The organism is Paenibacillus sp. FSL R7-0163 (assembly GCF_037969975.1).
In the GTDB taxonomy this organism is placed as follows: Bacteria; Bacillota; Bacilli; order Paenibacillales; family Paenibacillaceae; genus Paenibacillus_AQ; species Paenibacillus_AQ odorifer.
Genome location: NZ_CP150224.1, coordinates 1,967,032 through 1,992,169 on the forward strand (window position 1 = coordinate 1,967,032; position 25,138 = coordinate 1,992,169).

The 25,138-nt window shown below is 44.0% G+C and carries 25 protein-coding genes; 24 read left to right on the forward strand and 1 reads right to left on the reverse strand.

Annotated features, from left to right (window positions below; all coding sequences use genetic code 11):
- Positions 1-139: 139 nt before the first annotated feature.
- The 3 genes from NST45_RS08730 (at position 140) to NST45_RS08740 (ending at position 3,127) form a co-directional block, all read left to right on the forward strand.
- Positions 140-556 (forward strand): hypothetical protein, encoded by a 417-nt coding sequence (locus tag NST45_RS08730; protein WP_051491578.1) that lies wholly within the window; start codon positions 140-142, stop codon positions 554-556.
- 174 nt (positions 557-730) lie between these two features.
- Complete coding sequence (locus tag NST45_RS08735) at positions 731-1,240, forward strand: metallophosphoesterase (protein WP_076100363.1); 510 nt, start codon at positions 731-733, stop codon at positions 1,238-1,240.
- Between the two features lie 207 nt (positions 1,241-1,447).
- Positions 1,448-3,127: a YifB family Mg chelatase-like AAA ATPase gene (locus NST45_RS08740; RefSeq protein ID WP_076141005.1), complete on the forward strand. Its 1,680-nt coding sequence runs from the start codon at positions 1,448-1,450 to the stop codon at positions 3,125-3,127.
- 370 nt (positions 3,128-3,497) lie between these two features.
- Here NST45_RS08740 and NST45_RS08745 read toward each other — a convergent pair whose 3' ends face one another.
- Entirely contained in the window at positions 3,498-3,926 is a 429-nt protein-coding gene (locus NST45_RS08745) for an organic hydroperoxide resistance protein (RefSeq protein ID WP_036688575.1), read from the reverse strand.
- A gap of 142 nt (positions 3,927-4,068) precedes the next feature.
- Here NST45_RS08745 and NST45_RS08750 point away from each other — a divergent pair, with 142 nt between their 5' ends.
- The 21 genes from NST45_RS08750 to flgG all read left to right on the forward strand — a co-directional run bounded on the left by NST45_RS08750 (position 4,069) and on the right by flgG (position 25,059).
- Positions 4,069-4,557: a MarR family transcriptional regulator gene (locus NST45_RS08750; protein WP_235219564.1), complete on the forward strand. Its 489-nt coding sequence runs from the start codon at positions 4,069-4,071 to the stop codon at positions 4,555-4,557.
- A 352-nt stretch (positions 4,558-4,909) separates the two neighbouring features.
- Positions 4,910-6,070 (forward strand): ADP-forming succinate--CoA ligase subunit beta, encoded by a 1,161-nt coding sequence (sucC, locus tag NST45_RS08755; protein WP_038571984.1) that lies wholly within the window; start codon positions 4,910-4,912, stop codon positions 6,068-6,070.
- A gap of 62 nt (positions 6,071-6,132) precedes the next feature.
- Entirely contained in the window at positions 6,133-7,062 is a 930-nt protein-coding gene (gene sucD / locus NST45_RS08760; protein WP_036688571.1) for a succinate--CoA ligase subunit alpha, read from the forward strand.
- Positions 7,063-7,285: 223 nt separating this feature from the next.
- Positions 7,286-8,404: a DNA-processing protein DprA gene (gene dprA / locus NST45_RS08765; protein WP_076143838.1), complete on the forward strand. Its 1,119-nt coding sequence runs from the start codon at positions 7,286-7,288 to the stop codon at positions 8,402-8,404.
- A gap of 36 nt (positions 8,405-8,440) precedes the next feature.
- Positions 8,441-10,540, forward strand: coding sequence for a type I DNA topoisomerase (gene topA / locus NST45_RS08770; RefSeq protein WP_036688567.1), 2,100 nt, complete (start codon positions 8,441-8,443; stop codon positions 10,538-10,540).
- 8 nt (positions 10,541-10,548) lie between these two features.
- On the forward strand, positions 10,549-11,931 hold the full coding sequence (gene trmFO, locus NST45_RS08775) for an FADH(2)-oxidizing methylenetetrahydrofolate--tRNA-(uracil(54)-C(5))-methyltransferase TrmFO (protein WP_076141003.1): 1,383 nt from the start codon (positions 10,549-10,551) through the stop codon (positions 11,929-11,931).
- Positions 11,932-11,948: 17 nt separating this feature from the next.
- Positions 11,949-12,491, forward strand: coding sequence for an ATP-dependent protease subunit HslV (hslV, locus tag NST45_RS08780; protein ID WP_036688562.1), 543 nt, complete (start codon positions 11,949-11,951; stop codon positions 12,489-12,491).
- A gap of 33 nt (positions 12,492-12,524) precedes the next feature.
- Entirely contained in the window at positions 12,525-13,925 is a 1,401-nt protein-coding gene (hslU, locus tag NST45_RS08785; protein WP_076141002.1) for an ATP-dependent protease ATPase subunit HslU, read from the forward strand.
- A 389-nt stretch (positions 13,926-14,314) separates the two neighbouring features.
- Positions 14,315-14,722 (forward strand): flagellar basal body rod protein FlgB, encoded by a 408-nt coding sequence (flgB, locus tag NST45_RS08790; RefSeq protein ID WP_038571975.1) that lies wholly within the window; start codon positions 14,315-14,317, stop codon positions 14,720-14,722.
- Positions 14,723-14,728: 6 nt separating this feature from the next.
- Complete coding sequence (gene flgC, locus NST45_RS08795; RefSeq protein WP_036688555.1) at positions 14,729-15,175, forward strand: flagellar basal body rod protein FlgC; 447 nt, start codon at positions 14,729-14,731, stop codon at positions 15,173-15,175.
- Positions 15,176-15,208: 33 nt separating this feature from the next.
- Positions 15,209-15,520: a flagellar hook-basal body complex protein FliE gene (gene fliE, locus NST45_RS08800; RefSeq protein ID WP_036688553.1), complete on the forward strand. Its 312-nt coding sequence runs from the start codon at positions 15,209-15,211 to the stop codon at positions 15,518-15,520.
- Positions 15,521-15,554: 34 nt separating this feature from the next.
- Positions 15,555-17,141, forward strand: coding sequence for a flagellar basal-body MS-ring/collar protein FliF (gene fliF / locus NST45_RS08805; protein ID WP_076106359.1), 1,587 nt, complete (start codon positions 15,555-15,557; stop codon positions 17,139-17,141).
- A gap of 4 nt (positions 17,142-17,145) precedes the next feature.
- Positions 17,146-18,162: a flagellar motor switch protein FliG gene (gene fliG, locus NST45_RS08810; protein ID WP_038571969.1), complete on the forward strand. Its 1,017-nt coding sequence runs from the start codon at positions 17,146-17,148 to the stop codon at positions 18,160-18,162.
- Positions 18,155-19,003 (forward strand): FliH/SctL family protein, encoded by an 849-nt coding sequence (locus tag NST45_RS08815; protein WP_036688548.1) that lies wholly within the window; start codon positions 18,155-18,157, stop codon positions 19,001-19,003. The genes fliG and NST45_RS08815 overlap by 8 nt, the downstream gene beginning before the upstream one ends.
- The gene (fliI, locus tag NST45_RS08820) at positions 18,984-20,309 is read left to right on the forward strand and encodes a flagellar protein export ATPase FliI (protein WP_235219563.1); all 1,326 of its coding nucleotides are present in this window, start codon (positions 18,984-18,986) and stop codon (positions 20,307-20,309) included. The genes NST45_RS08815 and fliI overlap by 20 nt, the downstream gene beginning before the upstream one ends.
- Before the next feature lie 9 nt (positions 20,310-20,318).
- Positions 20,319-20,762, forward strand: coding sequence for a flagellar export protein FliJ (gene fliJ / locus NST45_RS08825; RefSeq protein ID WP_038571963.1), 444 nt, complete (start codon positions 20,319-20,321; stop codon positions 20,760-20,762).
- A gap of 39 nt (positions 20,763-20,801) precedes the next feature.
- A complete protein-coding gene (locus NST45_RS08830; protein WP_036689098.1) occupies positions 20,802-21,719 on the forward strand; it encodes a kinesin in 918 nt (305 codons plus the stop codon).
- Between the two features lie 24 nt (positions 21,720-21,743).
- Positions 21,744-23,225: a flagellar hook-length control protein FliK gene (locus tag NST45_RS08835; RefSeq protein ID WP_076141000.1), complete on the forward strand. Its 1,482-nt coding sequence runs from the start codon at positions 21,744-21,746 to the stop codon at positions 23,223-23,225.
- A 33-nt stretch (positions 23,226-23,258) separates the two neighbouring features.
- On the forward strand, positions 23,259-23,756 hold the full coding sequence (locus NST45_RS08840) for a flagellar hook capping FlgD N-terminal domain-containing protein (protein WP_036688543.1): 498 nt from the start codon (positions 23,259-23,261) through the stop codon (positions 23,754-23,756).
- Positions 23,753-24,136, forward strand: coding sequence for a TIGR02530 family flagellar biosynthesis protein (locus tag NST45_RS08845; RefSeq protein ID WP_036688541.1), 384 nt, complete (start codon positions 23,753-23,755; stop codon positions 24,134-24,136). The genes NST45_RS08840 and NST45_RS08845 overlap by 4 nt, the downstream gene beginning before the upstream one ends.
- Positions 24,137-24,240: 104 nt before the next feature.
- Positions 24,241-25,059, forward strand: coding sequence for a flagellar basal body rod protein FlgG (gene flgG, locus NST45_RS08850; protein WP_036688538.1), 819 nt, complete (start codon positions 24,241-24,243; stop codon positions 25,057-25,059).
- The last annotated feature ends 79 nt before the right edge of the window (positions 25,060-25,138 follow it).

Sequence of the window (25,138 nt, forward strand, 5' to 3'; positions counted from 1 at the left end):
CTCATGCGATTCTTTATGAATTTACTGCTGATCTGATAAAAAAGTCTTTACATACCTTCCGCACTGTGGGTCATTTCTCAAAAGAAATGGGTAAACATTAGGAGTAACTTTTTAATGTCATCATGAGGAGGGCTGTCTAGTGAAGAATAAACCTTCTGAAATGCAGGTTAGTTTTACATGCCAATATTGCCAGCAGAAGATTGAAGTGAAATTTAAAGCAGAGCCAATATCTGTCGTCTGTTGCGATAATTGCAATAAGACCTTCACGGTAATGCGGCCCACTATAGCGGAGGAAATATTAATAGATTGGGAAAATGAAGCGTTATTTCAAAAAATCCGGGCTGAAAAGTCGCAAAACAGCAATAGCAGTCTCTTAGCGCTTGTAATTAGAGTTATTGAACTGCTTACATGGCGTGACAAAGGCAATGGACAGGTGGAAGCGATCAAGGAGATGCGTGGCTGGCTTATTGACAATGAGGAGGCGCCTCCTTTAGCTGAACTGATTCAGAGTGATGTTAATAAACGTTCGAGTAAGCGGCGCGACTGGGAAAAGTAACATTAACAATAAAGAGGTATTCCGTCATCGCCTCATGACATAGAATGATACGTATAATTTCGTGAGAAATTAGGCGGAAAAGTCCTCGGGGCTCCGAATTTCCTAGGGTTTATGGGTAGTCGGAGCTTTTTTCATACATACTGTCATTAGAATAGGAACAAAGGGAGGGTGCAAATGGCTAAGGTTTTTTTCACATCAGATCATCATTTTGGGCATAAGTTGATCATTGATTTTGAATCCAGACCCTTCAACGATGTAGAGCAAATGAATGAAGTTATGATTGAAAGTTGGAATTCGGTAGTGAATCCGGACGATAAAGTATTTCATTTGGGAGACTTTTCTTTTTTTAATAAGGAGGCGACTCGTGCGATTGTGGCCAGGCTGCATGGATACAAAATCCTGATCCTTGGCAATCATGATCGCGGCCGCAGCCGAAGCTGGTGGCTTGAGGCAGGTTTTGATGAGGTTAGTGAATATCCTTTGATTTATAAGGATTTCTTTTTCCTCTCACATGAGCCTATGTACATGAATAAACATATGCCTTACGTAAATGTGCACGGCCATATTCATGGGCAAAAATATGAGGGAAACAATCATTTTAACATTTGTGTAGAGCATTGGAACTATAAACCGTTGACTTTTGAGCAGATTAGGGACTCGGTCGTAGTTAAAGAAGGAGATTGATGTAGGTCTTTAGAGATGCGCTTTCGCTTTTATGTAAAACTTGAATTTCTTATTCTAGAGATAAATTGCTCACAGATTGCGTTAGGACACAACTTCTATAATGTACTTAACAGCTAATATATATTTGGAAAATAAGGAAGCACCTTTTTTCTTGAAGCTATGACACCCCAAATTAGGGTGTATTTCAGGAGATGAGGTGTTTTTATTATGTATGGGAAAATGTTTAGCGCGTGTCTGTATGGGATTGAAGGGGTAATGATTGGTGTGGAAATCGATCTTGCAAATGGATTGCCGCAGACGAATATCATTGGCTTACCAGATTCAGCAATTCGCGAGGCTGTTGAACGAGTTAGGGCTGCCGTTAAAAATTGCGGTTACCGCTATCCACAGCAGCGTATTACGATCAATCTTGCCCCAGCTGACCTGCGTAAAGAAGGTTCCGCTTTTGATCTAGCGATTGCTTTAGGCATACTGATAACTAGTGGCCAGTTGATTATGCCTTCAGCTCAAGAGATGCTTTTAATTGGAGAGCTTGCGCTCGACGGCAGTCTGCGTCCGGTATCGGGTGTGCTGCCGATGGTTGAAGCAGCGCGTAAAAGCGGGTTTAAAGCCGTTCTGCTCCCGCAGGGCAATGCGGCAGAAGCCGCTTTAATCAGTGGCATGAATGTTTACACCCTCAACCATTTGCAAGCGTTAGTGAATGCTGCTGAACCTGTGGCCAGCTTTGGTCCGATTATAGATAAGCTAGTTCCTAAAGAAGAATCTGAAGGATCACCACTTCCTTTTCCTGTATCCGTGAGTATGGGGGCGGGGGCAAAAGAACAACCTCCGGTGCTTGTTCTTTCTGTAGAGCATCTCAAATATAACCCTATATATTCTGATTCTGAGGCTGCTTCTTCCGAAGCTAATGAGATTATGGATGATTACAGTGATGTGCTTGGACAGCAACATGTGAAAAGAGCACTAACTATCGCGGCTGCAGGAATGCATAATATTATGCTCATCGGTCCACCTGGCACAGGCAAGACGATGCTGATCAAACGCCTTCCCAGTATCCTTCCGCAATTGTCGGACAGTGAGGCGCTGGAGGTAACCAAAATTTTTAGTGCGGCTGGAAATTTGAAGGATGCACACAACGGTTTGCTGCGAAGTCGTCCATTTCGTTCTCCACACCACACGATATCTTCTGCCGGATTAATTGGAGGGGGCGGTATTCCCAAGCCAGGTGAGGTAAGTCTTGCACATCGAGGTATTCTGTTTCTGGATGAATTGCCAGAATTCTCTCGGAATGTACTTGAAGTGCTGCGACAGCCCCTCGAAGATGGGGTGGTTACTATAAGTCGTGCCCGAGCTTCCTTTACTTTTCCTGCCAAATTCATGCTCGCTGCATCGATGAATCCGTGCAGCTGCGGCTTTTTTGGAAGCGGTATCTCCCAGCAAAATTGTACCTGTAGTCCTGCCAGGATTGCCCAATATCGGGCAAAAATATCTGGTCCTTTATTGGATCGGATCGACTTACAGGTTGATGTTCCCCGCCCGAAGGAATGGGATCGGCAGGGGCATGTTTTATCGTCAGCAGATATGCGTGCGGAGGTGTTGGCTGCTCAGGCCATCCAAGCTAAACGTTACAAACGACTGGCGATTTCATGGAACAGTGAACTTTCCGGTGCTTCCCTTCGGAAATATGCGAGCCTAAACCGAGAGAGTGCTCAAATGCTGTATGACATTTTGGAGAATTTAGGTCTAAGCATGCGAGCGCATGATCGGATTATTAAGCTATCCCGTACCATAGCTGATCTAGAGGGTGCACAGGATATTTCTTCTGCACATCTCGCGGAAGCTGTGCAATACCGTAATCTGGATCGGCAGGTAATAGCGGAGGAATAAAGATAAAAGAGCAGCGATTCCCGTTATGGGAGAATCGCTGCTCTATATTATGGACCGTTAGTTACGAACACCGCCGAATCATTATTATCCTCTGATGTTTACGGAACGGACCTAGAGGACGTTATTTGCAAGTTTTTAGCCCTTGGAGCGTAGGTTCGGACTCTGGAGACGCTATTCCTTCGGAAGAAGGTTATATTGGGTGATTTTCATTCCAATAGCTTCCATGAGGTCCGATAGCATTCCAAATATGGGATTAAGTTGCGTTTAAGATCAACTGTGTCCGTTAGCTACTTCGAATGCGAAATGCCACGTATTCAAACGAAGGTTAGATCGTTTAGTGAATTTCACATACATTTTTCTCTATAATTTCTTACAGTACATTCAATTCTACTTCGATATTGCCACGAGTAGCACGGGAGTAAGGACATGCGCCATGGGCAGCTTCTACCAAAGATGCTGCGGTTTCTCTGTCAACGCCTTTAACCAGCACGTCAAGCTTAACCGCAATGCCGAACCCGCCATCTTCAACTTTACCAAAGCTAACAGTAGCCGTAACTTCACTGCCTTCAATCTTCACTTTGCCAAGTCGAGCAACCATGTTTAGGGCACTGTCAAAACAAGCGGAGTAGCCAGCTGCAAATAATTGTTCAGGATTAGTACCTTCACCACCGGCACCACCCATTTCGCGTGGTGTACTGATCGTAAGGTTGAGTTTAGGACTTTCTGATTCTATATAACCGTTTCTTCCCCCAACCGCTTTAACTGTTGTTTCATACATCTTTTGTTGAATTGTCATCATAATAAATCTCTCCTATTCATTAATTAGTTTGTGTACAATCTAATTTATCACAATTAATATAAAAGTCAAATTAATTTTTTGCTATTATTATGATGTGTGAGTGAATTATGATAAAATAAAGAGATAAGGCAGGTGAATAAATATGAAAATGAGTGAAGAAGATATGCAGAAAATGACTACAACCCCAGAGCTGCTGATCGAGAATCAGCTCTGTTTTACCATTTATGCTTGCTCGCGTGAGATTACAAAGCTGTACCAACCGTATTTGGATAAGATCGGTTTAACTTACTCCCAATACCTAGTAATGCTTGTGTTATGGGAACGGCAGCAATGTACAGTGAAAGAGATTGGTGAGGCGTTATTTTTGGATTCAGGAACGCTGACTCCGCTATTGAAGCGCTTGCAAGCCGCAGGCCTGATTATACGTGAACGCTCGATGCAGGATGAGCGAAAAGTATTAATCTCACTAACGAAACAAGGCTGGGCACTCCAAAGTGATGCCGTGTGTATTCCCGGCAAAATGATGGAAGAAACGACACTGACTAATAATGAATCCATAGAGCTACTTGATCAGTTTAAAGACTTATTGAATCGTGTTCACGAAGCTAATATCCAAGATAGTAAAAAGTAAGCGTAGTAAGGAGTCAATGCGATCGTTCGCATTTCGGCATGAAATCAAGCGAAAAAATGTGTACAAATCATGAATATATTTAAGGTAAGCGTTTTAAAAACATGTTACACTATTCTGGGTTCCTTTGTATGGCATATAGGTAAATATAAGCTTAGTCTTATAGATTTACACAATGTCTCTTGCAGAAATAGTGCCATTCTTTTTACGAGTGGTAGATCAGTTTCTGCTGGTTCCGGAATAGTGCTGCATGTATAACATCAGCCTATCCCTAACCCCGCGGCAATCAAAACGGAAAGCGAGATGACGACAGGCTGCCTGTTTAGTCACCACGCTACTTTAGGAGGCTACCGCTATGAATATCCACGAGTATCAGGGAAAAGAAGTGCTTAAGAAGTACGGTGTAGCCGTACCGAATGGAAAAGTAGCTTATACAGTGGAGGAAGCGGTAGAAGCCGCAGAGTCACTGAGCACACCAGTTGTTGTAGTTAAAGCTCAGATTCACGCAGGTGGACGCGGTAAAGCTGGAGGAGTAAAGGTTGCTAAGAATATCGATGAGGTGCGTAGTTACGCAACTGAGATTCTTGGAAAGACTCTAGTAACTCACCAGACTGGACCGGAGGGTAAGGTAGTAAAAAGACTGCTCATTGAAGAGGGTTGTCAAATTGTTAAGGAGTATTACATTGGTATCGTAGTTGACAGAGGAACTGGCCGAGTGGTCATGATGGCTTCTGAAGAAGGCGGTACTGAGATTGAAGAAGTAGCTGCAACACATCCGGAGAAAATTTTTAAAGAGATCATTGATCCGGCAGTGGGTTTGCAGACTTTCCAGGCGCGCAAGCTGGCTTACAGCATCTCTATTCCCAATGAGCTGGTAGGCAAAACTGTGAAATTCATGCAAGCGCTATATTTAGCTTTCGTGGATAAAGATTGCTCTATTGCCGAAATTAACCCATTGGTAGTGACTGCGGATGGGAATGTGATGGCACTGGATGCCAAACTGAATTTTGATTCCAATGCCTTGTTCCGTCATAAGGATATTCTAGAGCTGCGGGATTTGGATGAAGAGGATTTAAAGGAAATCGAAGCCTCGAAGTATGACCTTAGCTATATTGCGCTTGATGGCAATATTGGGTGCATGGTAAACGGTGCAGGTCTCGCGATGGCGACTATGGATATTATTAAGTATTATGGGGGCGAACCCGCCAACTTCCTGGATGTAGGGGGCGGTGCAACGACCGAGAAGGTAACAGAAGCCTTTAAAATCATTTTATCGGATGAAAAGGTGAACGGGATTTTTGTTAATATTTTCGGCGGTATTATGCGCTGTGATGTTATCGCTAACGGTGTTGTAGAAGCGGCTAGTCAACTGGGTTTGACCAAACCGCTGGTTGTGCGTCTTGAGGGAACAAATGTTGGATTAGGCAAGCAGATTTTGGCTGGATCGGGACTTAATATTGTTGCTGCTGATTCTATGGCGGACGGTGCCCGTAAGATTGTGTCTCTTGTGCAATAATGGCCTGATTTAGGAAGCCAGTTATCGTATTTGACAATATAAGTAGGGATGTGACTTAAGGCATGAGCATTCTTGTAGATAAAAATACGAAAGTTATCACGCAAGGAATTACAGGATCAACGGGTTTGTTCCATACTAAAGGTGCGCTGGATTATGGAACACAGATGGTTGGAGGGGTAACACCGGGTAAAGGTGGAACATCTGTCAATATCACGCTTGAAAATGGCAGTGAGGTTAGCCTTCCGGTATTCGATACTGTTGTAGCTGCTAAGGCGGCTACAGGCGCAACCGCTAGTGTAATCTATGTACCGCCAGCATTCGCAGCAGACTCCATAATGGAAGCCGTGGACGCAGAACTCGACTTGGTGATTTGTATTACCGAAGGGATTCCAGTGCTTGATATGGTAAAGGTGTCCCGTTATATGGAGGGGCGCTCTACTGTATTGATCGGACCCAACTGTCCGGGAGTTATCACTCCTGGGGAATGCAAAATAGGAATTATGCCGGGTTATATTCATATGCCAGGGTATGTAGGTGTTGTCTCGCGCAGCGGAACTCTAACCTATGAGGCTGTTCATCAGCTGACCACGCGTGGAATCGGGCAATCTTCAGCTGTAGGTATTGGCGGAGACCCTGTTAAAGGCTCGGAGTTTATTGATATTCTGAAGCTTTTTAATGAGGATCCGGGTACAAAGGCAGTCATCATGATTGGTGAAATTGGCGGAACCGCAGAGGAAGAAGCAGCAGAGTGGATTCGTGAGCATATGACTAAGCCGGTTGTAGGGTTTATTGGCGGTGCTACTGCCCCTCCTGGCAAACGTATGGGGCATGCGGGTGCTATTATTTCCGGAGGCAAAGGAACAGCGAGTGAGAAAATTGCCGTACTTGAATCGTGCGGAATCAAGGTCGCTCCTACACCTGCCGAAATGGGCTCAACGCTTGTGAGTGTGCTTGAAGAACGCGGTATTCTTAGCGCATTTACAACGCATTAATTATTTTATATAATTGAAGGAATTCACTCTACGCGAGTGGGCTTCTTTCGTGTATAATTATTTCAGAGGTAAGCAACCTTTTGTTCCTATCCAAGGGATGAAAGGTTGCTTTTTTTGTTTTTTAATATAGAAAAATATTGAATTAAAAGAAAATATTGCATTCGTCAAATTCATGTTACAAATAGGGAAGGCTAACCCTTCCATTAAAGGAGAGTAAACTTATATGGAAGAAAAAGATCTGCTGTTTGGTTTTAATGAAGTGGAGGGGATTGGCTGGAAGAGTATCGACAAGATCCGCAGAGCCGGCTTAATGTCAGAACGAGCATTTTCCTGTAGTGCAAAAGATTGGGAAACGATCGGATTGAACAGAAAGCTGTCGAATTATCTTGCTTCCATATATACGTTAGAGTGGATCGCCAAAAGGCGCTTATTAATGGAAGAATGTGCAGTGAAGATGGTAACTGTGTTTGATGCGGCTTATCCTGTTTTGTTGAAGGAGACGACACAGCCACCGTGGATCCTTTATTATCGAGGTCGATTGGAACTGTTATCAACTCCTAGTGTGGCGATGGTTGGCACTCGTGTGCCAACAGCATATGGACGAAAGGTAGGGGAGATTCTCGCGGAGGAGCTTAGTGCAGCAGGTCTAACGGTGGTTAGCGGACTTGCGAGGGGGATCGATAGCATTTGTCATGAAGCGGCGCTAAGAAGCGGTGGAGGGACGATAGCGGTAGTGGCAACAGGGTTGGACAAAGTCTATCCAACTGAGAATATTGAGCTGGAGCGGCGTATCTCTCAAAAAGGGCTTGTCATCACAGAGTATCCTCTTGGAACTAAAAGTCATCCTGGATTATTTCCACAGCGTAATCGGATCATAGCAGGTTTATCACGGGGGACAGTGGTCGTGGAGGCTGACAGTCGCAGTGGATCACTTATTACAGCCGATGCTGCCTTGGAAGCTGGAAGGGATGTCTTCGCAGTTCCCGGACCTATCACATCACCTAAGAGCAGAGGGGCGTTAGAGCTTATCAAACAGGGTGCAAAGCTGGTAACCAGTGGATTAGATATTATAGAAGAATATACTTCTTATTTGCCGACAAACGTAATAAAAACAGGGAATAATAGCACTACCGAACAGACAGCAGACGACTTTATGATTGAAAAGAAATTGACAAATGAGGAGTCTCACCTATACCATATACTGCATCAAGGCCCTTTTATATTGGACGATCTGCTTGTAAGAACAGGATGGGATTTTGGACATTTGCATTCAGTTCTGTTATCTTTAATCATAAAAAAAGCGGTAACACAATTACCAGGAGCTATTTATAAGGTAATTTAATATAGAGGTGCGAGTGTTAACGAGGAGGAAGAGTCTATGGCAGATGCATTAGTTATTGTCGAGTCGCCTGCAAAAGCGAAGACAATTGGCAAATATCTAGGTAGTAAATATATTGTAAAGGCATCAATGGGACATATTAGAGATCTACCGAAGAGTCAAATTGGTGTTGAGGTGGAGAATGATTTCAGTCCCAAATATATTACTATCCGCGGTAAAGGATCTATATTGAAGGAATTGAAAGACGCTAGTAAAAAAGTTAAAAAAGTTTATCTCGCAGCTGACCCCGACCGCGAAGGGGAAGCAATTGCTTGGCATTTGGCGCATGCGCTGGATTTAGATAATACACAAGAATGCAGAGTTGTTTTTAATGAGATCACCAAACAAGCGGTAAAAGATGCTTTTAAGACACCGCGTAAGATTAATATGGATCTCGTGAATGCACAGCAGGCTAGACGTATTCTGGATCGACTGGTAGGGTACAAGATTAGCCCTCTATTATGGAAGAAAGTCAAAAAAGGTTTATCTGCTGGACGTGTACAATCCGTTGCCGTGAAGATCATTATGGATCGTGAGAATGAAATCTCCGCTTTTGTACCCACCGAATATTGGAGCATAACAGCCAAGCTTGGAATACGGGATTCCGTCTTTGAAGCTAAGTTTCATAAGCTGAATGGTGTGAAAAAAGAACTGAACCAGGAAAGTGATGTTCAGGAGGTTCTTGAAGCCATTAAGAACGCATCTTTTAAGGTGAGTGATGTGAAGGAGAAGGAAAGACAACGTCATCCTTCGGCTCCTTTTACCACCAGCTCCCTACAACAGGAAGCAGCCCGTAAGCTTGGATTCCGTGCCGCTAAGACAATGTCTGTTGCACAGCAGCTATACGAAGGTGTGGAACTCGGTAAAGAAGGTACCGTAGGTTTGATCACTTATATGCGTACAGACTCCACGCGTCTCTCTGTCACCGCTCAGGATGAAGCTAAAGAGCTTATAACAGCTAAGTATGGTGAGAAGTTCTTGCCAGAATCCCCACGGCAGTATTCTAAAAAGGCAGCTGGAGCACAGGAAGCGCATGAAGCGATTCGTCCTACCTCGGCATTACGCGAACCTGAAATGGTCAAAGAGTTCTTGAGCCGTGATCAATTCCGTCTCTACAAGCTAGTGTGGGAGCGGTTCGTATCAAGTCAGATGTCTTCTGCCCTGCTGGATACGCTTTCGGTCGATATTGCTGCAGGTACTGCTACATTCAGAGCTGTTGGTTCGAAGGTTTCATTCCCCGGGTTCATGAAGGTTTATGTAGAAGGCAACGATGACGGAACTACAGATGAAGACAAGTATTTGCCGCCGCTTCAAGCGGGAGATGCTTTAAATAAGCAGGAGATCGAGCCTAAGCAGCACTTTACACAACCGCCTCCACGATATACGGAAGCAAGACTTGTAAAGACGCTTGAGGAGCTGGGTATAGGCCGTCCAAGTACATATGCCCCAACGCTGGAAACCATCCAGAAGCGTGGGTATGTGGCTATTGAAGAGAAAAAATTCATGCCAACCGAACTTGGCGAGCTTGTTATAGAGCAGATGGAGCAATTTTTCCCGGAAATCCTAAACGTTGAGTTCACGGCGAACATGGAAGGGGATCTTGACCATGTGGAAGAGGGCTCAGAAGACTGGGTAAAGGTTCTTGCAGAGTTTTACGAATCGTTTGAGAAGCGTTTGGTGTTCGCGGAAGAAGAGATGAAAGAAATTGAGATTGAAGATGAAGTCTCTGATGAGATCTGTGAGAAATGCGGCAAACCTCTCGTGTATAAGCTGGGTCGCTTTGGAAAATTCCTAGCATGCTCTGGCTTTCCTGATTGCCGAAACACAAAACCGATTATCAAGGATATTGGCGTAACTTGTCCTAAATGTCATGAAGGTAAGGTTGTGGAGCGACGCAGTAAAAAAGGGCGTGTTTTCTATGGCTGCGATCAGTACCCTGGTTGTGATTTCGTTTCATGGGATAGACCTTCTATAAAACCATGTCCATCATGTGGATCTTGGATGATTGAGAAACGTAATAAGCAAGGAACCAAGCTACAATGTACGTCTTGTGATCATACAGAGGCGGTTCTAGACAACGAAGAAGAATTAGCAGATTAATAGTCTCTATGGGAGGAAAAAAGACAGTGTCAGATACAGCAAAAGTAACAGTAATTGGAGCGGGTCTCGCAGGAAGCGAAGCCGCTTGGCAAATAGCATCACTAGGAGTACCGGTAAGATTATATGAGATGAGACCCGTAGTAAAGACACCAGCCCATCACACGAATCAATTTGCTGAACTGGTATGCAGCAACTCCTTGCGTGCGAATGGACTAGGAAATGCTGTAGGTGTATTGAAGGAAGAAATGCGGCGTTTGAACTCTCTTGTATTAGGTGCTGCTGACCGACACGCGGTACCCGCAGGAGGAGCACTCGCCGTAGATCGTGACGGATTCTCAGGTGAGATCACCCATACTTTGCATAATCATCCGCTCGTTGAAGTCATAAATGAAGAACTTACGCATATACCGGAGGAAGGGATTGTTGTTATTGCAACGGGCCCTCTAACTTCACCGGCATTATCTGCTGAAATAAAAGGGCTGCTGGGTGAAGAGTATTTCTACTTCTATGATGCAGCAGCACCGATTGTTGAGAAAGACACCATTGATATGAACAAGGTGTATTTGGCTTCCCGTTATGATAAGGGAGAAGCGGCTTATCTGAACTGTCCGATGACAGAAGAGGAGTTCGACGTGTTTTATGATGCGTTGATTTCTGCTGAAACAGCAGCTCTCAAGGATTTTGAGAAAGAGATATACTTTGAAGGCTGTATGCCTATTGAAATCATGATGAAACGCGGTAAGCAAACAGCGTTATTTGGCCCAATGAAGCCAGTAGGACTTATCAATCCGCATACAGGTAAACTTCCTTACGCGGTTGTGCAACTCCGTCAGGATAACGCTGCCGGCACACTTTACAATCTTGTTGGTTTTCAGACCCATTTGAAATGGGGCGAGCAGAAGCGTGTATTCTCGCTGATCCCAGGTCTTGAGAATGCTGAATATGTTCGTTATGGTGTGATGCACAGAAATACATTTATTAATTCTCCTAAACTTCTGCACCCTACCTATCAGATGAAAGGCAAGGAAAGACTCTTTTTTGCTGGACAGATGACAGGTGTAGAAGGTTATGTTGAATCAGCTGCTTCCGGGCTCATAGCTGGTATTAATGCTGCACGGGCAGCACTCGGACAGGAAGGACTGATCTTCCCGCAGGATACTGTTCTAGGCAGCATGCCAGCTTATATTACTTCAGCCGATCCAGAGCATTTTCAGCCTATGAATGCCAATTTTGGTCTGTTGCCGAAGGTAGAGAAGAAGATCCGCAATAAGAAGGAAAAGAATGAAATGTTAGCTCATCGCGCTCTGGACAGTCTTGCCGAGTATGCCAACCGTACAGGACTCGCTTATTCGGAGCCGGAGGTTGTCGATATCGAACAAAGCCCATCTTAAGGAGGTAACTTACAATCATGGTACCCAGCTTTCATGCGACTACAATTTGTGCTGTAAGACATAACGGACAGGCAGCTATAGCAGGTGATGGACAGGTTACATTCGGAGAGAGTGTTATTATGAAGACGACGGCCAGAAAAGTCCGTCGCCTGTACAGAGGACAAGTAATAGCAGGTTTTGCGGGGTCCGTTGCGGATGCTATTACCCTATTCGAAAAATTCGAGGGCAAGCTGGAGGAGCATCATGGGAACCTGCAGCGGGCTGCAGTTGAATTAGCGAAGGACTGGCGTCAAGATCGTATTCTTCGGAAGCTTGAAGCTTTGATGATTGTTATGGATAAGGAAGGAATGCTCCTGATCTCCGGAAATGGTGAAATTATCGAACCGGATGATGACGTTCTTGCGATTGGTTCCGGTGGTAATTTTGCGCTGGCTTCAGGTCGAGCACTCAAACGTCATGCACCCAATCTTTCCGCTGCGGATATTGCTAGAGAATCGCTTCAGGTAGCATCTGAAATTTGTGTGTACACTAATTCCAACATTATTGTTGAACAATTATAGACTCAGTGCCATAGAGACAAGGAGGAATTCACGATGGTGAATCAATCGCTTACACCCCGTCAAATTGTAGCCGAATTGGATAAATATATCGTAGGTCAGAAGCAAGCCAAGAAATCGGTAGCTGTTGCGCTCCGTAATCGGTATCGGCGCAGTCTGCTAACAGAGGAACTGCGTGATGAAGTCGTCCCTAAGAACATCCTGATGATCGGACCTACAGGTGTGGGTAAGACAGAGATCGCCCGGCGTCTAGCAAAGCTTGTTAATGCACCGTTCATCAAAGTGGAGGCTACTAAATTCACTGAGGTCGGTTATGTAGGTCGAGATGTGGAATCTATGGTTCGTGATCTGGTAGAGACTTCTATTCGTATGGTCAAGCTTGAGCGTACGGAGAAGGTTAAGGATCGTGCGGAAGAACTGGCTAATGAGCGGATCGTTTCTATATTGGTCCCTTCCTCTTCCAAAAATAAATCACAAAAGAATCCTTTCGAGATGATTTTTGGAGGGAATTCTGCACAAGAGGACTCTAAAGAAGACACTGAGCAGGATGGAAGTTTAAGTGAACGCCGCCGTGGGGTTAGATTTAAGCTGTTAGCTGGTCAGCTGGAAGATGACATCATTGAAATTGATGTTGAGGATACAGCGCCAACTATGATGGATATGTTTGCAGGTCAAGGTAACGACCAAATGGGTATGAATATGCAAGAGATGTTCGGCAGTTTGCTGCCTAAGCGGACGAAGAAACGTAAGCTTCCTATTCGCGAAGCGCGCAAGGTACTCATTCAGGATGAGGCGGCTAAGCTGATTGATATGGATGATGTGATCCAGGAATCCGTGACTCGGGCTGAACAATCAGGCATTATTTTTATCGATGAAATCGATAAAGTAGCAAGTCAGGGAAAAGGGTCTGGACCGGATGTGTCGCGTGAAGGCGTGCAACGGGATATTTTGCCGATTGTAGAGGGTTCAACCATTATGACGAAATACGGTCCTGTGAAGACGGACTATGTACTCTTTATGGCTGCCGGAGCTTTCCATATTGCTAAGCCTTCAGATTTGATTCCAGAACTTCAAGGCCGTTTTCCGATTCGCGTAGAGCTGAGCAGTCTAACGTTAGAGGATTTCGTTTCTATTTTGACGGAACCAGAGAATGCTTTAACTAAACAATATGTGAATCTGCTTAAAACAGAAAATTTAGAAGTGGAATTCCAGAAGGATGCTATACATGAGATCGCCAAAATAGCGGCTTCAGTGAATCAAAATATGGAGAATATAGGTGCACGGCGTCTTCATACTATTTTGGAGAAGCTGTTAGAGGATCTTTCTTTTGAAGCCCCTGAGCTGACTTTGGAGAAAATGGTTATTACCCCAGAGTATGTGCGCGAGAAATTGGCAAGTATAGCTCAGGATCGTGATTTAAGTCAGTATATTCTTTAAAGCGACAAAAAAACAAAAAATCTATGTATTTTGAATTTGGGCATAACGGATTAGATAAATTACAAATTGGTGTCGTGGAAACGTAAAAATATGTCAAAACATGCAATTAAAAAGAAAATAATGAGTTAAAAATGTAAATAAATAGTAATAAAGTGCTAAAAGCCCTGTCTTTTCTAAAAAGATAGGGCTTATTTCTTATTGTAATAATATACAAATTAAATGAAAATCAATGTATGTGAAAATGCTAAGTGTTGTTCATTGCGACAGCGTTCGACGGAATACCGTAAATTTTGAGTATTTTTCTTCTTTATTTGTCGAAAGCAAGCAGGTTTTTTGATGGAAGTTGTGGAATTCTTTTCATTATGATAGCTTTGAAAGGAGGAATTGTCTTGGGATTGCTGAATAGTGTCAGTTTTCAACGATTGCAGGGAGGCATTGATGCTGCCTATAAACGACAAAGTGCTCTAGCAAATAACGTGGCTAATCAAGATACGCCCAATTTCAAACGTTCTGATGTTTCATTCGAAAGTATCCTGCAACAACAGGAAAGTGGAATCCAATCTACACTTAGAGCGAAAGTTTCGGATACCCGGCATTATCAATTTGGCAGCAACACAATTGTTCCCGCTGCTGTTGAAAATACTGATGAAACTACCTCTATGAACAATAACGACAATAATGTGGATGTAGATCGCGAAATGGCGTTAAGCGCAGAGAACCAGCTTAGGTATAGTTCTTATGTTGAACAGATTAACAGCCAGATTTCGATGATGCGAGCCGTAATTCAAGGAGGATAAGAGAGTATGAACTTTGGTAGTAGTTTTGGGATCAGCGCATCTGCATTAACGGCTCAACGGTTGCGGATGGATGTAATTTCTTCCAACGTAGCCAACGCTGAAACTACAAGAGCATCCGTGGTTGATGGCAAGGCTGTTCCTTACCGACGTAAGTTGGTGGTTTTGGAAACGAACGAAAGTAATAAATTCTCGAATATACTAAATTCGAAAATGAACAATAGCAATGAAGGGGTTAAGGTGCAGTCGATCATAGAAGACACTTCACCATTGAAACCGGTATACAATCCGAGCCATCCTGATGCGGATGCTGAAGGATATGTCTATATGCCAAACGTAGACATTACCAAAGAAATGGTTGATATGTTATCTGCATCTCGTTCTTATGATGCCAATGTCACGATGCTTAATGCATCCAAGGCTATGGTAAGCAAGGCACTCGAAATTGGTAGATAAATGAATGTTAATTAACTTAAGGGGGGGAAACAGTTGATACAGAATATATCTAATGGGGTTCAGGCTGTACAGCAGCTTGCTATGAAACCGACATCTTCCGAAGTTTCATCCACTCCTGCTAATTCGATGGAGAGCTTTGGCTCTTATCTTGAGGATGCGCTCAATAAAGTGGCTGATCAGGAACAACAAGCTAAGGATATGAGTAATAAATTTGTATTGGGAGAAGTGAACATTGACGAAGTGATGATTTCTTCCCAACAGGCTCTACTGAGTTTACAGTTGACTACACAAGTCCGGAACAAAGTGATTGAAGCCTATCAAGAAATTATGAGAACTCAAATATAATAAATCCTAGCTTAGTTTCGGATGGGGTGACACTGTGAATGAAAGATTTGCCCAATATCGGGAGAAGGTTCTCTTGTATTGGAACAGATTTAGTGGTAAACAGAAGATTTTATTCTTTTCAACATTGTTTATCATTCTAATAATAATCGTAGTTATGACCATGCAGCTTTCAAAAACAGAATATGAAGTAGCATTTCAAGATTTGGACAGTACGGATTCGGCTGGAGTAATGAAAGCCTTAGATTCAGCAGGTGTTTCATACCGATTAAGTCAAGATGGAAAGAGTATTTCTGTACCAAGTACAGAAGCAGCTCGGGTCAAGGTGGATATCGGTTCTCAGGGGATTGTTCAAGGTGGTTCTATCGGATATAAAGTCTTTGATGAAAACTCATCGATGATTGGTACAACAGATAGCGAGTTTAACGTGAAGTACAATAATGCATTAAACGGTGAAGTTGAACAGTTAATGAGACGCATGCAAGGGATTAAAGATGCAAAAGTGCTGATTAATTTGCCTAAAGAGACAGTTTTTGCCTCACAGGCTGATCAGGAGCAGGCATCTGCATCCGTTGTGCTTTCATTTGATCCAGGATTTAGACCTACTCAAGACAATATTGACGGGTATTTCAATCTTGTGAAAACTGCTGTGCCCAATTTGCCAATTGACAACATTACCATTGCAAATAATGAAATTGAATTAATGCCAACAGCTAAAGGTGGACAGGCTGGAGTCACAAACCAAGTTGAAGAAAACTTCGCTCTTCAGAAAAAATTCGAAGAAGAAGTAAAGAAAAATGTGAAACAATTCCTTAGCACTCTTACCGGTCCTGATAAAGTGGATGTTCTTGTGTTCTCAAAGTTGAACTTTGACAAGGAAAACCGGAAGGAAGATCTTGTTACCCCTGTGGATACAGAGAACATGAAGGGGATTGAGATCAGTTCACAGATAATTAGTAATTCGTATTCGGGTCAAGGAAACACGACTGGCGGAGTGGCTGGCACTGGTTCTCAAGATGTTACGGGCTATCCTTCTGATGCGGGTGCGGATACTTCTACCTCGGAGGAATCTTCTGAAACGAGGAACTACGAAGTTAACCGAATTACTAAAGATGTTATTGCTAGTCCGTATACTGTTAAAGACTTAACCATAAATGTTGCAGTTGAACCACCTTCAGGAGAAAAAACTTTAGATGATGCAACATCAGCTGCAATTCAAAATATTTTGGTGAATATTGTTCGCGCTTCTCTTGCAGATTCAGGTACTACATATACAGACGCTGATTTGACCAAAAAGGTTTCGGTCTACTCGCAACAATTTGGTGGCACCGATGCCAACACCGTTAAAGGTGGTCTCGCTTCTTGGATGATATGGGCTATCGGAGCAGCAGCATTGCTGGTTGGAGCAGGTGGAGGATATCTAATCTACCGGAGTCGTAAACAGACTGTGGAAGAGGAAGATGAAGACATTCCATTGCAGGTTCCTACTGAATTTCCTTCTATTAACTTGGAGAGCGTGACGAATGAAAGTCAAGTTCGTAAGCAATTGGAAAGTTTGGCCAAGAAGAAGCCAGACGAATTCGTAAATCTGCTGCGTACATGGCTTGCAGACGAACAGAGGTGAACTAATGGCAAAGGCTAGCCAGCAGGGACTTAGTGGCCGTCAAAAAGCTGCGATCCTGCTTATCACACTAGGGCCCGAGGTATCGGCGCAAATTTTCAAACATTTAAGAGACGAGGAAATTGAACAGCTGACTCTTGAAATTGCCAATGTTCGCAAAGTGGACAGCAGTGAAAAAGAGTCGATCATGTCTGAATTCCATCAGATATGCCTCGCCCAGGAATATATATCACAAGGCGGTATTAACTACGCTAAAGAAATTCTGGAGAAAGCGCTTGGGTCAACAAAAGCAATGGAGGTCATTAATCGTCTGACTGCAACATTGCAAGTAAGACCTTTCGATTTTGCACGAAAAGCGGATCCTAATCAGATTCTCAACTTTATCCAGAATGAAAATGTACAGACTATTGCACTTGTATTGTCTTATCTGCAATTTGAACAAGCTGCCGCAATCCTCTCCTCGCTTCCTCAAGAGAAGCAGGCAGAGGTGGCGAGAAGAATTGCTGTTATGGACAGCACCTCTCCGGAGGTAATTACGCAAATTGAACGTGTGCTGGAGCAGAAGCTTTCCGCTACAGTAACTCAGGATTATACAAATGCTGGTGGTATCGAATCGATTGTACAAATCTTGAATGGGGTTGACCGGGGGACAGAACGTACGATTCTGGATTCTCTCGAAATTCAAGATCCAGAACTTGCCGAAGAGATCAAGAAACGGATGTTCGTATTCGAAGATATTGTCAATGTGGACAATCGTTCGATCCAACGCATTATCCGTGATATTGATAATGCGGATCTACAGCTTGCTCTCAAGGTTGCCAGCGAAGAAGTACGGGATGTTATTTTCAGAAATATGTCCAAGCGTATGGCAGAAACGTTCCGAGAAGAAATGGAATACATGGGTCCTGTGCGGCTGCGTGATGTTGAAGAAGCACAGACTCGTATTGTAGGCACGATCCGCAGACTCGAAGAGTCTGGTGAAATTATCATCGCTCGTGGCGGAGGAGATGACATCATTGTCTAAGCTGATCAAACACTCCCAGTATGTTCCGGTTGATGTCTTTAAAAGATTGGAACAGGCCCGGCAATATGCGGGCCTAACTGAGGAGCCCGTTCCCGAGGAGACTTTAAGCGAGACTGACTATCATGATCCCGCACGTGAAGAGGCAGAAGAGACGCGTAAGCAAATGCTTAAGGACGCTCAGGATTTTGCTGAAGAGCAGGTTCGGAATGCATCTCTTGAAGCGGAACAGATTGTAGAGTCCTCGAAAGCGGAGGCTGAAGAGTGGTGGAAACAACGGCGTGAGCAGGATGAACATCTGATCGAAGCTATCAAAGCTGAAGCTCATCAGCAAGGTTATGAGGAAGGTGTTTCTCAGGCTGAGGAAGAGATGAAGCATAAGATTGCAGAGATGATGGAAGAAGCGCGTGCTGTTTTGACTGAGGCTTATAAAGCTAGAGAAGTTATTATTCAGGAAGCGGAGCCTTTTTTAGTAGAGTTAAGCTGTGATATTGCAGAAAAAATTGTGGACAAGCAATTAACAGTAGAGCCACAATTCGCAATGGACTTAATTCGCAAAAATCTGGCTCGTAAGCGAGAACAGGGTTTGATCTCACTTTGTGTATCCCCAGCGCAGTTCGCTTTTGTGAATGCTGCTCGGGAAGAATTATCACTAGCTGTTGATTCACAGGCTGAACTGCAAATCTTGCCCGACTCAACGGTAAAAGACCAAGGATGTGTTATCCGCTCTTCCTTTGGCAGCATAGATGCTCGAATCGACACTCAGCTCGCAGAGATCAAAAAAGAGCTGGTAAGAATTGCGCTGGACACCGATGAGCAGAGAAATGGGGAAGACGATGCTTAATAGCAACCGTTATAAGGAGCAACTTCGTAATCTCGATCCGGTGAGGATCAATGGGAAAGTGACGCAGGTAATCGGTCTAATGGTTGAATCGGAAGGTCCTGACGCAAGTATAGGTGATGTATGCTACATCTACCCTTCTAAAGGAAACAAACCGCTGCAAGCTGAGGTCGTTGGTTTCCGTGATAACAAGGTACTATTGATGCCACTTGGTGAACTGCAGGCGATTGGACCTGGTTGTGATGTAGTGGGCACTGGTAAGCCGCTTAGCGTGCAAGTAGGTTCTGAATTATTAGGAAAAGTACTGGATGGTCTGGGGCAGCCGCTTGATGGCTCTCTCATTCCAGCACGAATGCCACATAGCTCTACCTTTAATATTCCTTCCAATCCACTTAATAGACCGCGGGTGCAGGAGCCCATTAGTATCGGTGTGAGAGCGATTGACGGTTTGCTAACGATTGGCAAGGGACAACGGGTCGGTATTTTTGCTGGCTCGGGGGTCGGTAAGAGTACTTTGATGGGGATGATTGCCCGGAATACATCAGCTGACGTAAATGTTATTGCTCTGATTGGTGAGCGTGGCAGAGAAGTATTGGATTTCATTGAACGAGATTTGGGACCAGAGGGCTTGCAGCGATCCGTAGTAATTGTTGCTACCTCAGACCAACCTGCATTGATTCGCATAAAAGGTGCGCTTATCGCTACAACGATTGCCGAGTATTTCCGCGATCGAGGCCTTAATGTAATGCTGATGATGGATTCGGTCACCCGTTATGCTATGGCCCAACGTGAAGTTGGACTTGCAGTTGGAGAGCCGCCAGCCATGCGGGGATATACACCTTCGGTGTTTGCAAGCTTACCCAAACTGCTGGAACGTGCTGGTACAGGTCCTACAGGCTCTATAACAGCCTTCTACACGGTACTAGTTGATGGTGATGACATGAACGAGCCAATCGCAGATGCAGTCAGAGGAATACTTGACGGACATATCGTACTCAATCGAAACATTGCTAACAAAGGACACTTTCCAGCAATAGATGTTCTTTCCAGCATAAGTCGAGTAATGAAGGATATTGCTCCAGAAGAACAGATTGCAGCAGCGGAGAATGTGAAGCGCCTTATGGCCGTTTACAAGGATTCAGAGGATTTGATTAATATTGGAGCTTATCAGAGAGGCTCTAATGCTCAAATCGACGAGTCGATGGAATTTATCGACAGTATATGGGATTTCACCAAACAAAAGGTGAATGAAAAAGTTACGCTGGCTGAAGTTCAACAGTCTTTAATTTCACAGTTCTCAAGGAGTTGATTCGGTATTATGAGGTTTCATTATACTTTTCAAAAAGTCGTTGACTTGAAGGGCAATGAGAAGACACAGGCAGAATGGATGCTCTCAAGCGCGCTTGGAGAATTGCAGGCACAGGAAAGAAGCCTGGATGAACTCATCTTTCAGCGGAGTGCTATCATGCTATCCTTACAAAATGCCGCAGAGCAAAAGACACCTATGGTTAAGATTCGTGAAATGCAGGAGTATGTGGAATATCTGGATAAATGCATTGCCCGTAAGCATACGGACATTAGCCGTGCACATCAAGAAGTCCAGAAGAAACAAGATCAGTTAAGCACTAAGGTTTTAGATGAAAAAGTATGGTTGAAGGCAAAAGACAAGGCTGAGACATTGTTTCAGCAAAGTATGATTTTACGGGAACAAAACGAACTGGATGAGATGGCAACCGTCCGCTTCGCGATGAAATCCCTCTAACCCGGGAGGTTTCCGCTAGTGGCTAATATTGATAATGATATGGAACTTGAAAATGAAGGGTCAGCGGGGAAATTTGAGCGGTTCTTATTCTTAATGATACCGATTATATTCACGCTAGTACTGCTTGGAGTACTGTTGACGCTTTTTAATATGGACATTCGTAATAATGTACTTGAAGTTGCGAATAAAATTCCTATCCTGGAAAAATGGGTTCCTGATCCGCCTGCAGATCCTTCTAAACCGAAGGAAGAAAGCAAAAAGCAGGAAGTGAGCTCAGCGACAACGATTAAGGAGCTTAAAGCTCAGCTCGCCCAGCAGGAAGAAAACCTGAAGAAGGTTACAGATGAAAAAACTGCCCAGGATACCAAGGTTCAGGCGCTAGAGTCACAGATTGAAGGAATGAAGAAGGAAGCTGAAACCGCAGAGGCAAGCACAGAAGAAGCTGAGGATCCTTATCAGAAACAGGTTTCTGATTTGGCTAAGCTGTATGCGGGCATGAAAGCTTCAAAGGCTGCACCGATCATGGAGAATTTAACTACAGAAGAAATGGTGCAGATCTTCAGTGTCATGAGTAAAGCGAGTAAAACTGCGATTTTGGAAAAAATGGATCCGCAAAAAGCTGCAGATGTAACGATAAAGTTAAAAGAAACTACATCTTCGAGTGACATGGCGATTGCAGCTCTTCAATCTAGATTGAAGAAAGACGCCGGTACAACAGCAACTGCGACAACCAGTACGAATTTGGATAAGGAAAAGTTGAATCAGACCTTCAGTTCAATGACTCCTGCTAATGCAGCATCGTTACTAGGAGAAATGTACAAGATTAGCCCTGATAAGGTTGTGACGATTATGAATACCGTAAGTGATAGTGTTCGTTCATCTATTTTGGGAGAAATGACTAAAAATGATAGCGCGCAAACTGCGAAAATTGTTAATCGTCTGATGGGTGCTAAATAGATAGGGAAAGGAGGTGAAAAATAAATGAGTTTAGTCGTTCAATCGCTTGTGAGTGCAAACACAACTGCAGTAAATGGGAGTACATCGACTACAACGGGCACAACAACGACAGCTGCACCATTTGCTCAAACCCTGGTACAAACCATGGGAGGCAATGCCAACACCTCGTCGACTCCAGCTGAACCCCTATTGGCAAATCTAGCTTCTTTGCTGCAAGGCCTGTTAAAGGAAGTGCAGCCGACTGGAGAAGAGCAAGCAGGGCAAGACACTCAGAAGGGTGATCTCCTTGAAAAACTTGCTGCTGATGTTGAGAAGCTGGATGAAAGTATCAGTAGTGATCCTGCTCTGTTGGTAGCCTTACAGGCTTGGATTCTTCAGGTATCTGCACTTTTATCTGGAAGCCATGCCACAGAGGATGGCACTGCTACAACGGAAGCAGAAGTGGCTGGAAGCTTGTCCCCATTGGCACAGAATGCTGATACATTGAGATTTGCAGTTCAAGACGACCTGCAAAGTTTAGTTTCTATGATTCAGGAAGCTGCAGTGAGTGGCAATGAGGAAGTAGCAACTAAGGGAATCAGTTTATTGAATAATTTCACAGCGCTTTTAGAAGAGTCCTCCTCTAACACTAATAAAGGGAAGGGAAAGACGAGCAATGTGAATGCTGCTTCTGTTTCTTCCGTAGAACAGCCCGCTATCACTGAAAGCAAAAATAATCCAACGGATAAAACACTTCAGAATGTGAGCAATCGTTCCGGAGAAGCTGTTGTAGTGAAAAATGATACGGTTGTCAGCTCGCCAGTGACCTCAGGAACTGTGCAAGAAGCTGAAGCAGAGACTGCGAACACGCCGTTAATCAAGACAGGTGTAACCGGGGAAACGAAGTCAACAGAATCCACTCTAGATTCCACGCTAGGAATTACAGCTAACGAAGGGGATCATGAGGTTGTTACTGCGGGTCAGTTATCTCTGCGCGGAGGAATTACAGCACCGCTGAAGGCTGAAGTGCCAGCAGCGCCTGTTCCGGTTCAGCAATTTGCTCAAGAAATGACAGGTTTCATTACAGGCAAATTAGAGATTGTGCAAAAAGGTGGGATCGCTGAAGCGACTATATCCCTTTTTCCAGAAAATCTCGGACAAGTTGATGTTAAGATCACAATGCAAAATGGTCATTTAGTTGCCCAGTTCATGACTGAACATACCGGTGCTAAAGATATGCTGGAGCAACAAATGAACCAGCTTCGCGCTGCATTGCAATCTCAGGGTCTTCAAGTGGAGAAGCTGGAAGTTACGCAAAATAATACCCCACTTAATTCGCAATGGGGGCAGGAAGGACGCCAACCTAATTCCGGAAGTGGACAGCAGGGTAGACGTTCCAAAGAAAGCAGAGAGGAAGCCAGTGATGCCGTTCTTGCCGCAGAGCTGAATGGTGAATGGAAGGACTGGGTTTCAAATGCGGGACAAGAAGATCAGTCCCAAGGTGGATCTTTTTCTGCTAAGGCTTAACTCTAATAACAAACGAAAGAGAGGTGAGTGGTTATGGCGACAACAGTTCCGGTCTCTACTAAAGATCAGTGGAATTATACAACTCCCGACTCTAGTGCACGGACAACGGGTAATTCTACTTTAGGTAAGGATCAGTTTTTGAAGATTTTGATTACTCAGCTGCAAAATCAAGATCCGATGCAACCGATGGAAGATAAAGAATTTATTGCGCAAATGGCCCAGTTTACATCCGTGGAGCAATTGATGAATATCTCTACTCAGCTTAATGCTATGAATCAGTCCCTTGGATCTGTATCCGGGTTGATTGGTAAAGATATTACTTGGACAGACACCGCCACAAAGCTGCCTAAGACAGGTAATGTTGAATCTATCGTTGTTAGCAATGGTATTCAATATGCGGTTGTGGGAAAAGACAGAATTGCTTTAACCGATATTACACAAATTCAGAATGCCGCAGCAACGCCAGAAAGCGGTTCTGGTACAGATAGTAATACTCCGGAGAATAGCGGAGGAAGCGGGGCGAGCATATGAGTGACAGGCTTACTATAGGCCAGCTGTATCCTGCGTCCCTGCATTCTACAACGTTACAACGATCTTCGCTGCCTAAGCAGTCTGTGGCGGGGGAAGCTTCTTTTGAGAGTTTGCTGCAACAGAAACTATTAAAATTCAGCAATCATGCTGCTAAGCGCCTAGAACAAAGAGGGATAGAGCTTGGTAGCGGTCAGCTGGATCAAATTTCATCTGCTGTGGACAAAGCTGCTGCTAAAGGAAGTAAAGAATCCTTGATATTAATGAAGGATTTGGCGTTTATCGTTAGCGTTCCTAATCGCACAGTAGTTACTGCTATGGATGGTAACTCGATCAAAGATAATGTATTTACACAAATCGATAGTGCAATAGTGATTTCATAATAGGCTGGTCCTAACGGAAAGCCGAGGCGGCCGCTGACCGACTGACGCGGTCCCAATTCACTTGGAAAGTTATTAGGACTCTATAATCTGGGAGGACATTAAACATGTTAAGATCAATGTATTCAGGGGTTTCAGGAATGAGAGGCTTTCAAACTAAGCTTGATGTAATCGGTAATAATATTGCTAACGTCAACACTATCGGGTTTAAATCCGGACGTGTTATGTTCAAGGATATTATGAGCCAAACCGTTTCTGGTGTTACTGCACCGGGTGAGGATGGTCAAGGTGGGGTAAATGCGAAACAAGTTGGACTAGGTGTTAGTATTGCTTCTATAGATACCCTACATTTGGCTGGTAGTGCTCAAACCACCAACAACCCAACAGATTTACGTATCGATGGAGATGGTTTTTTTCTGGTTAAGCTTACTGAGGATCAAGATACTGCATTTTTGACCCGCGCCGGAGATTTCCACATTGACGCTGCGCGTAATCTTGTTACCGCTGACGGACTTCATGTTTTAGATTCCGACGGTGGGATCATTCAATTAGGTGACGATGTAACGGCGTTTTCTATCTCTAATGATGGAACAATTGTTCAGACCATGGAAGATGGAACGACTGGAGCTGGGGTGAAGATTGGTGTAGCCAAGGTTACTAACCCATCTGGTCTGGAGAAAATCGGAGGCAATCTGTATCGTATGACACTTAATGCGAATGCAGAAGGCGAACTAGTTCCGACTACAGCGAACAATACAGAAGATGGCACCGGGGCAATCATCTCTGGACAGCTGGAAATGTCCAATGTGGATCTTACCAATGAATTTACAGAAATGATCGTATCACAGCGTGGATTCCAGGCGAATTCCCGTATCATCACAACTTCTGATGAAGTGCTGCAGGAAGTAGTAAACCTGAAGCGTTAATTTAATCAATAAATTCTATATTTTCTTAAATGGTTCATGCGGAGTCGTGGGGGAGTTACTCCTCCCCCTATTTTGTTAG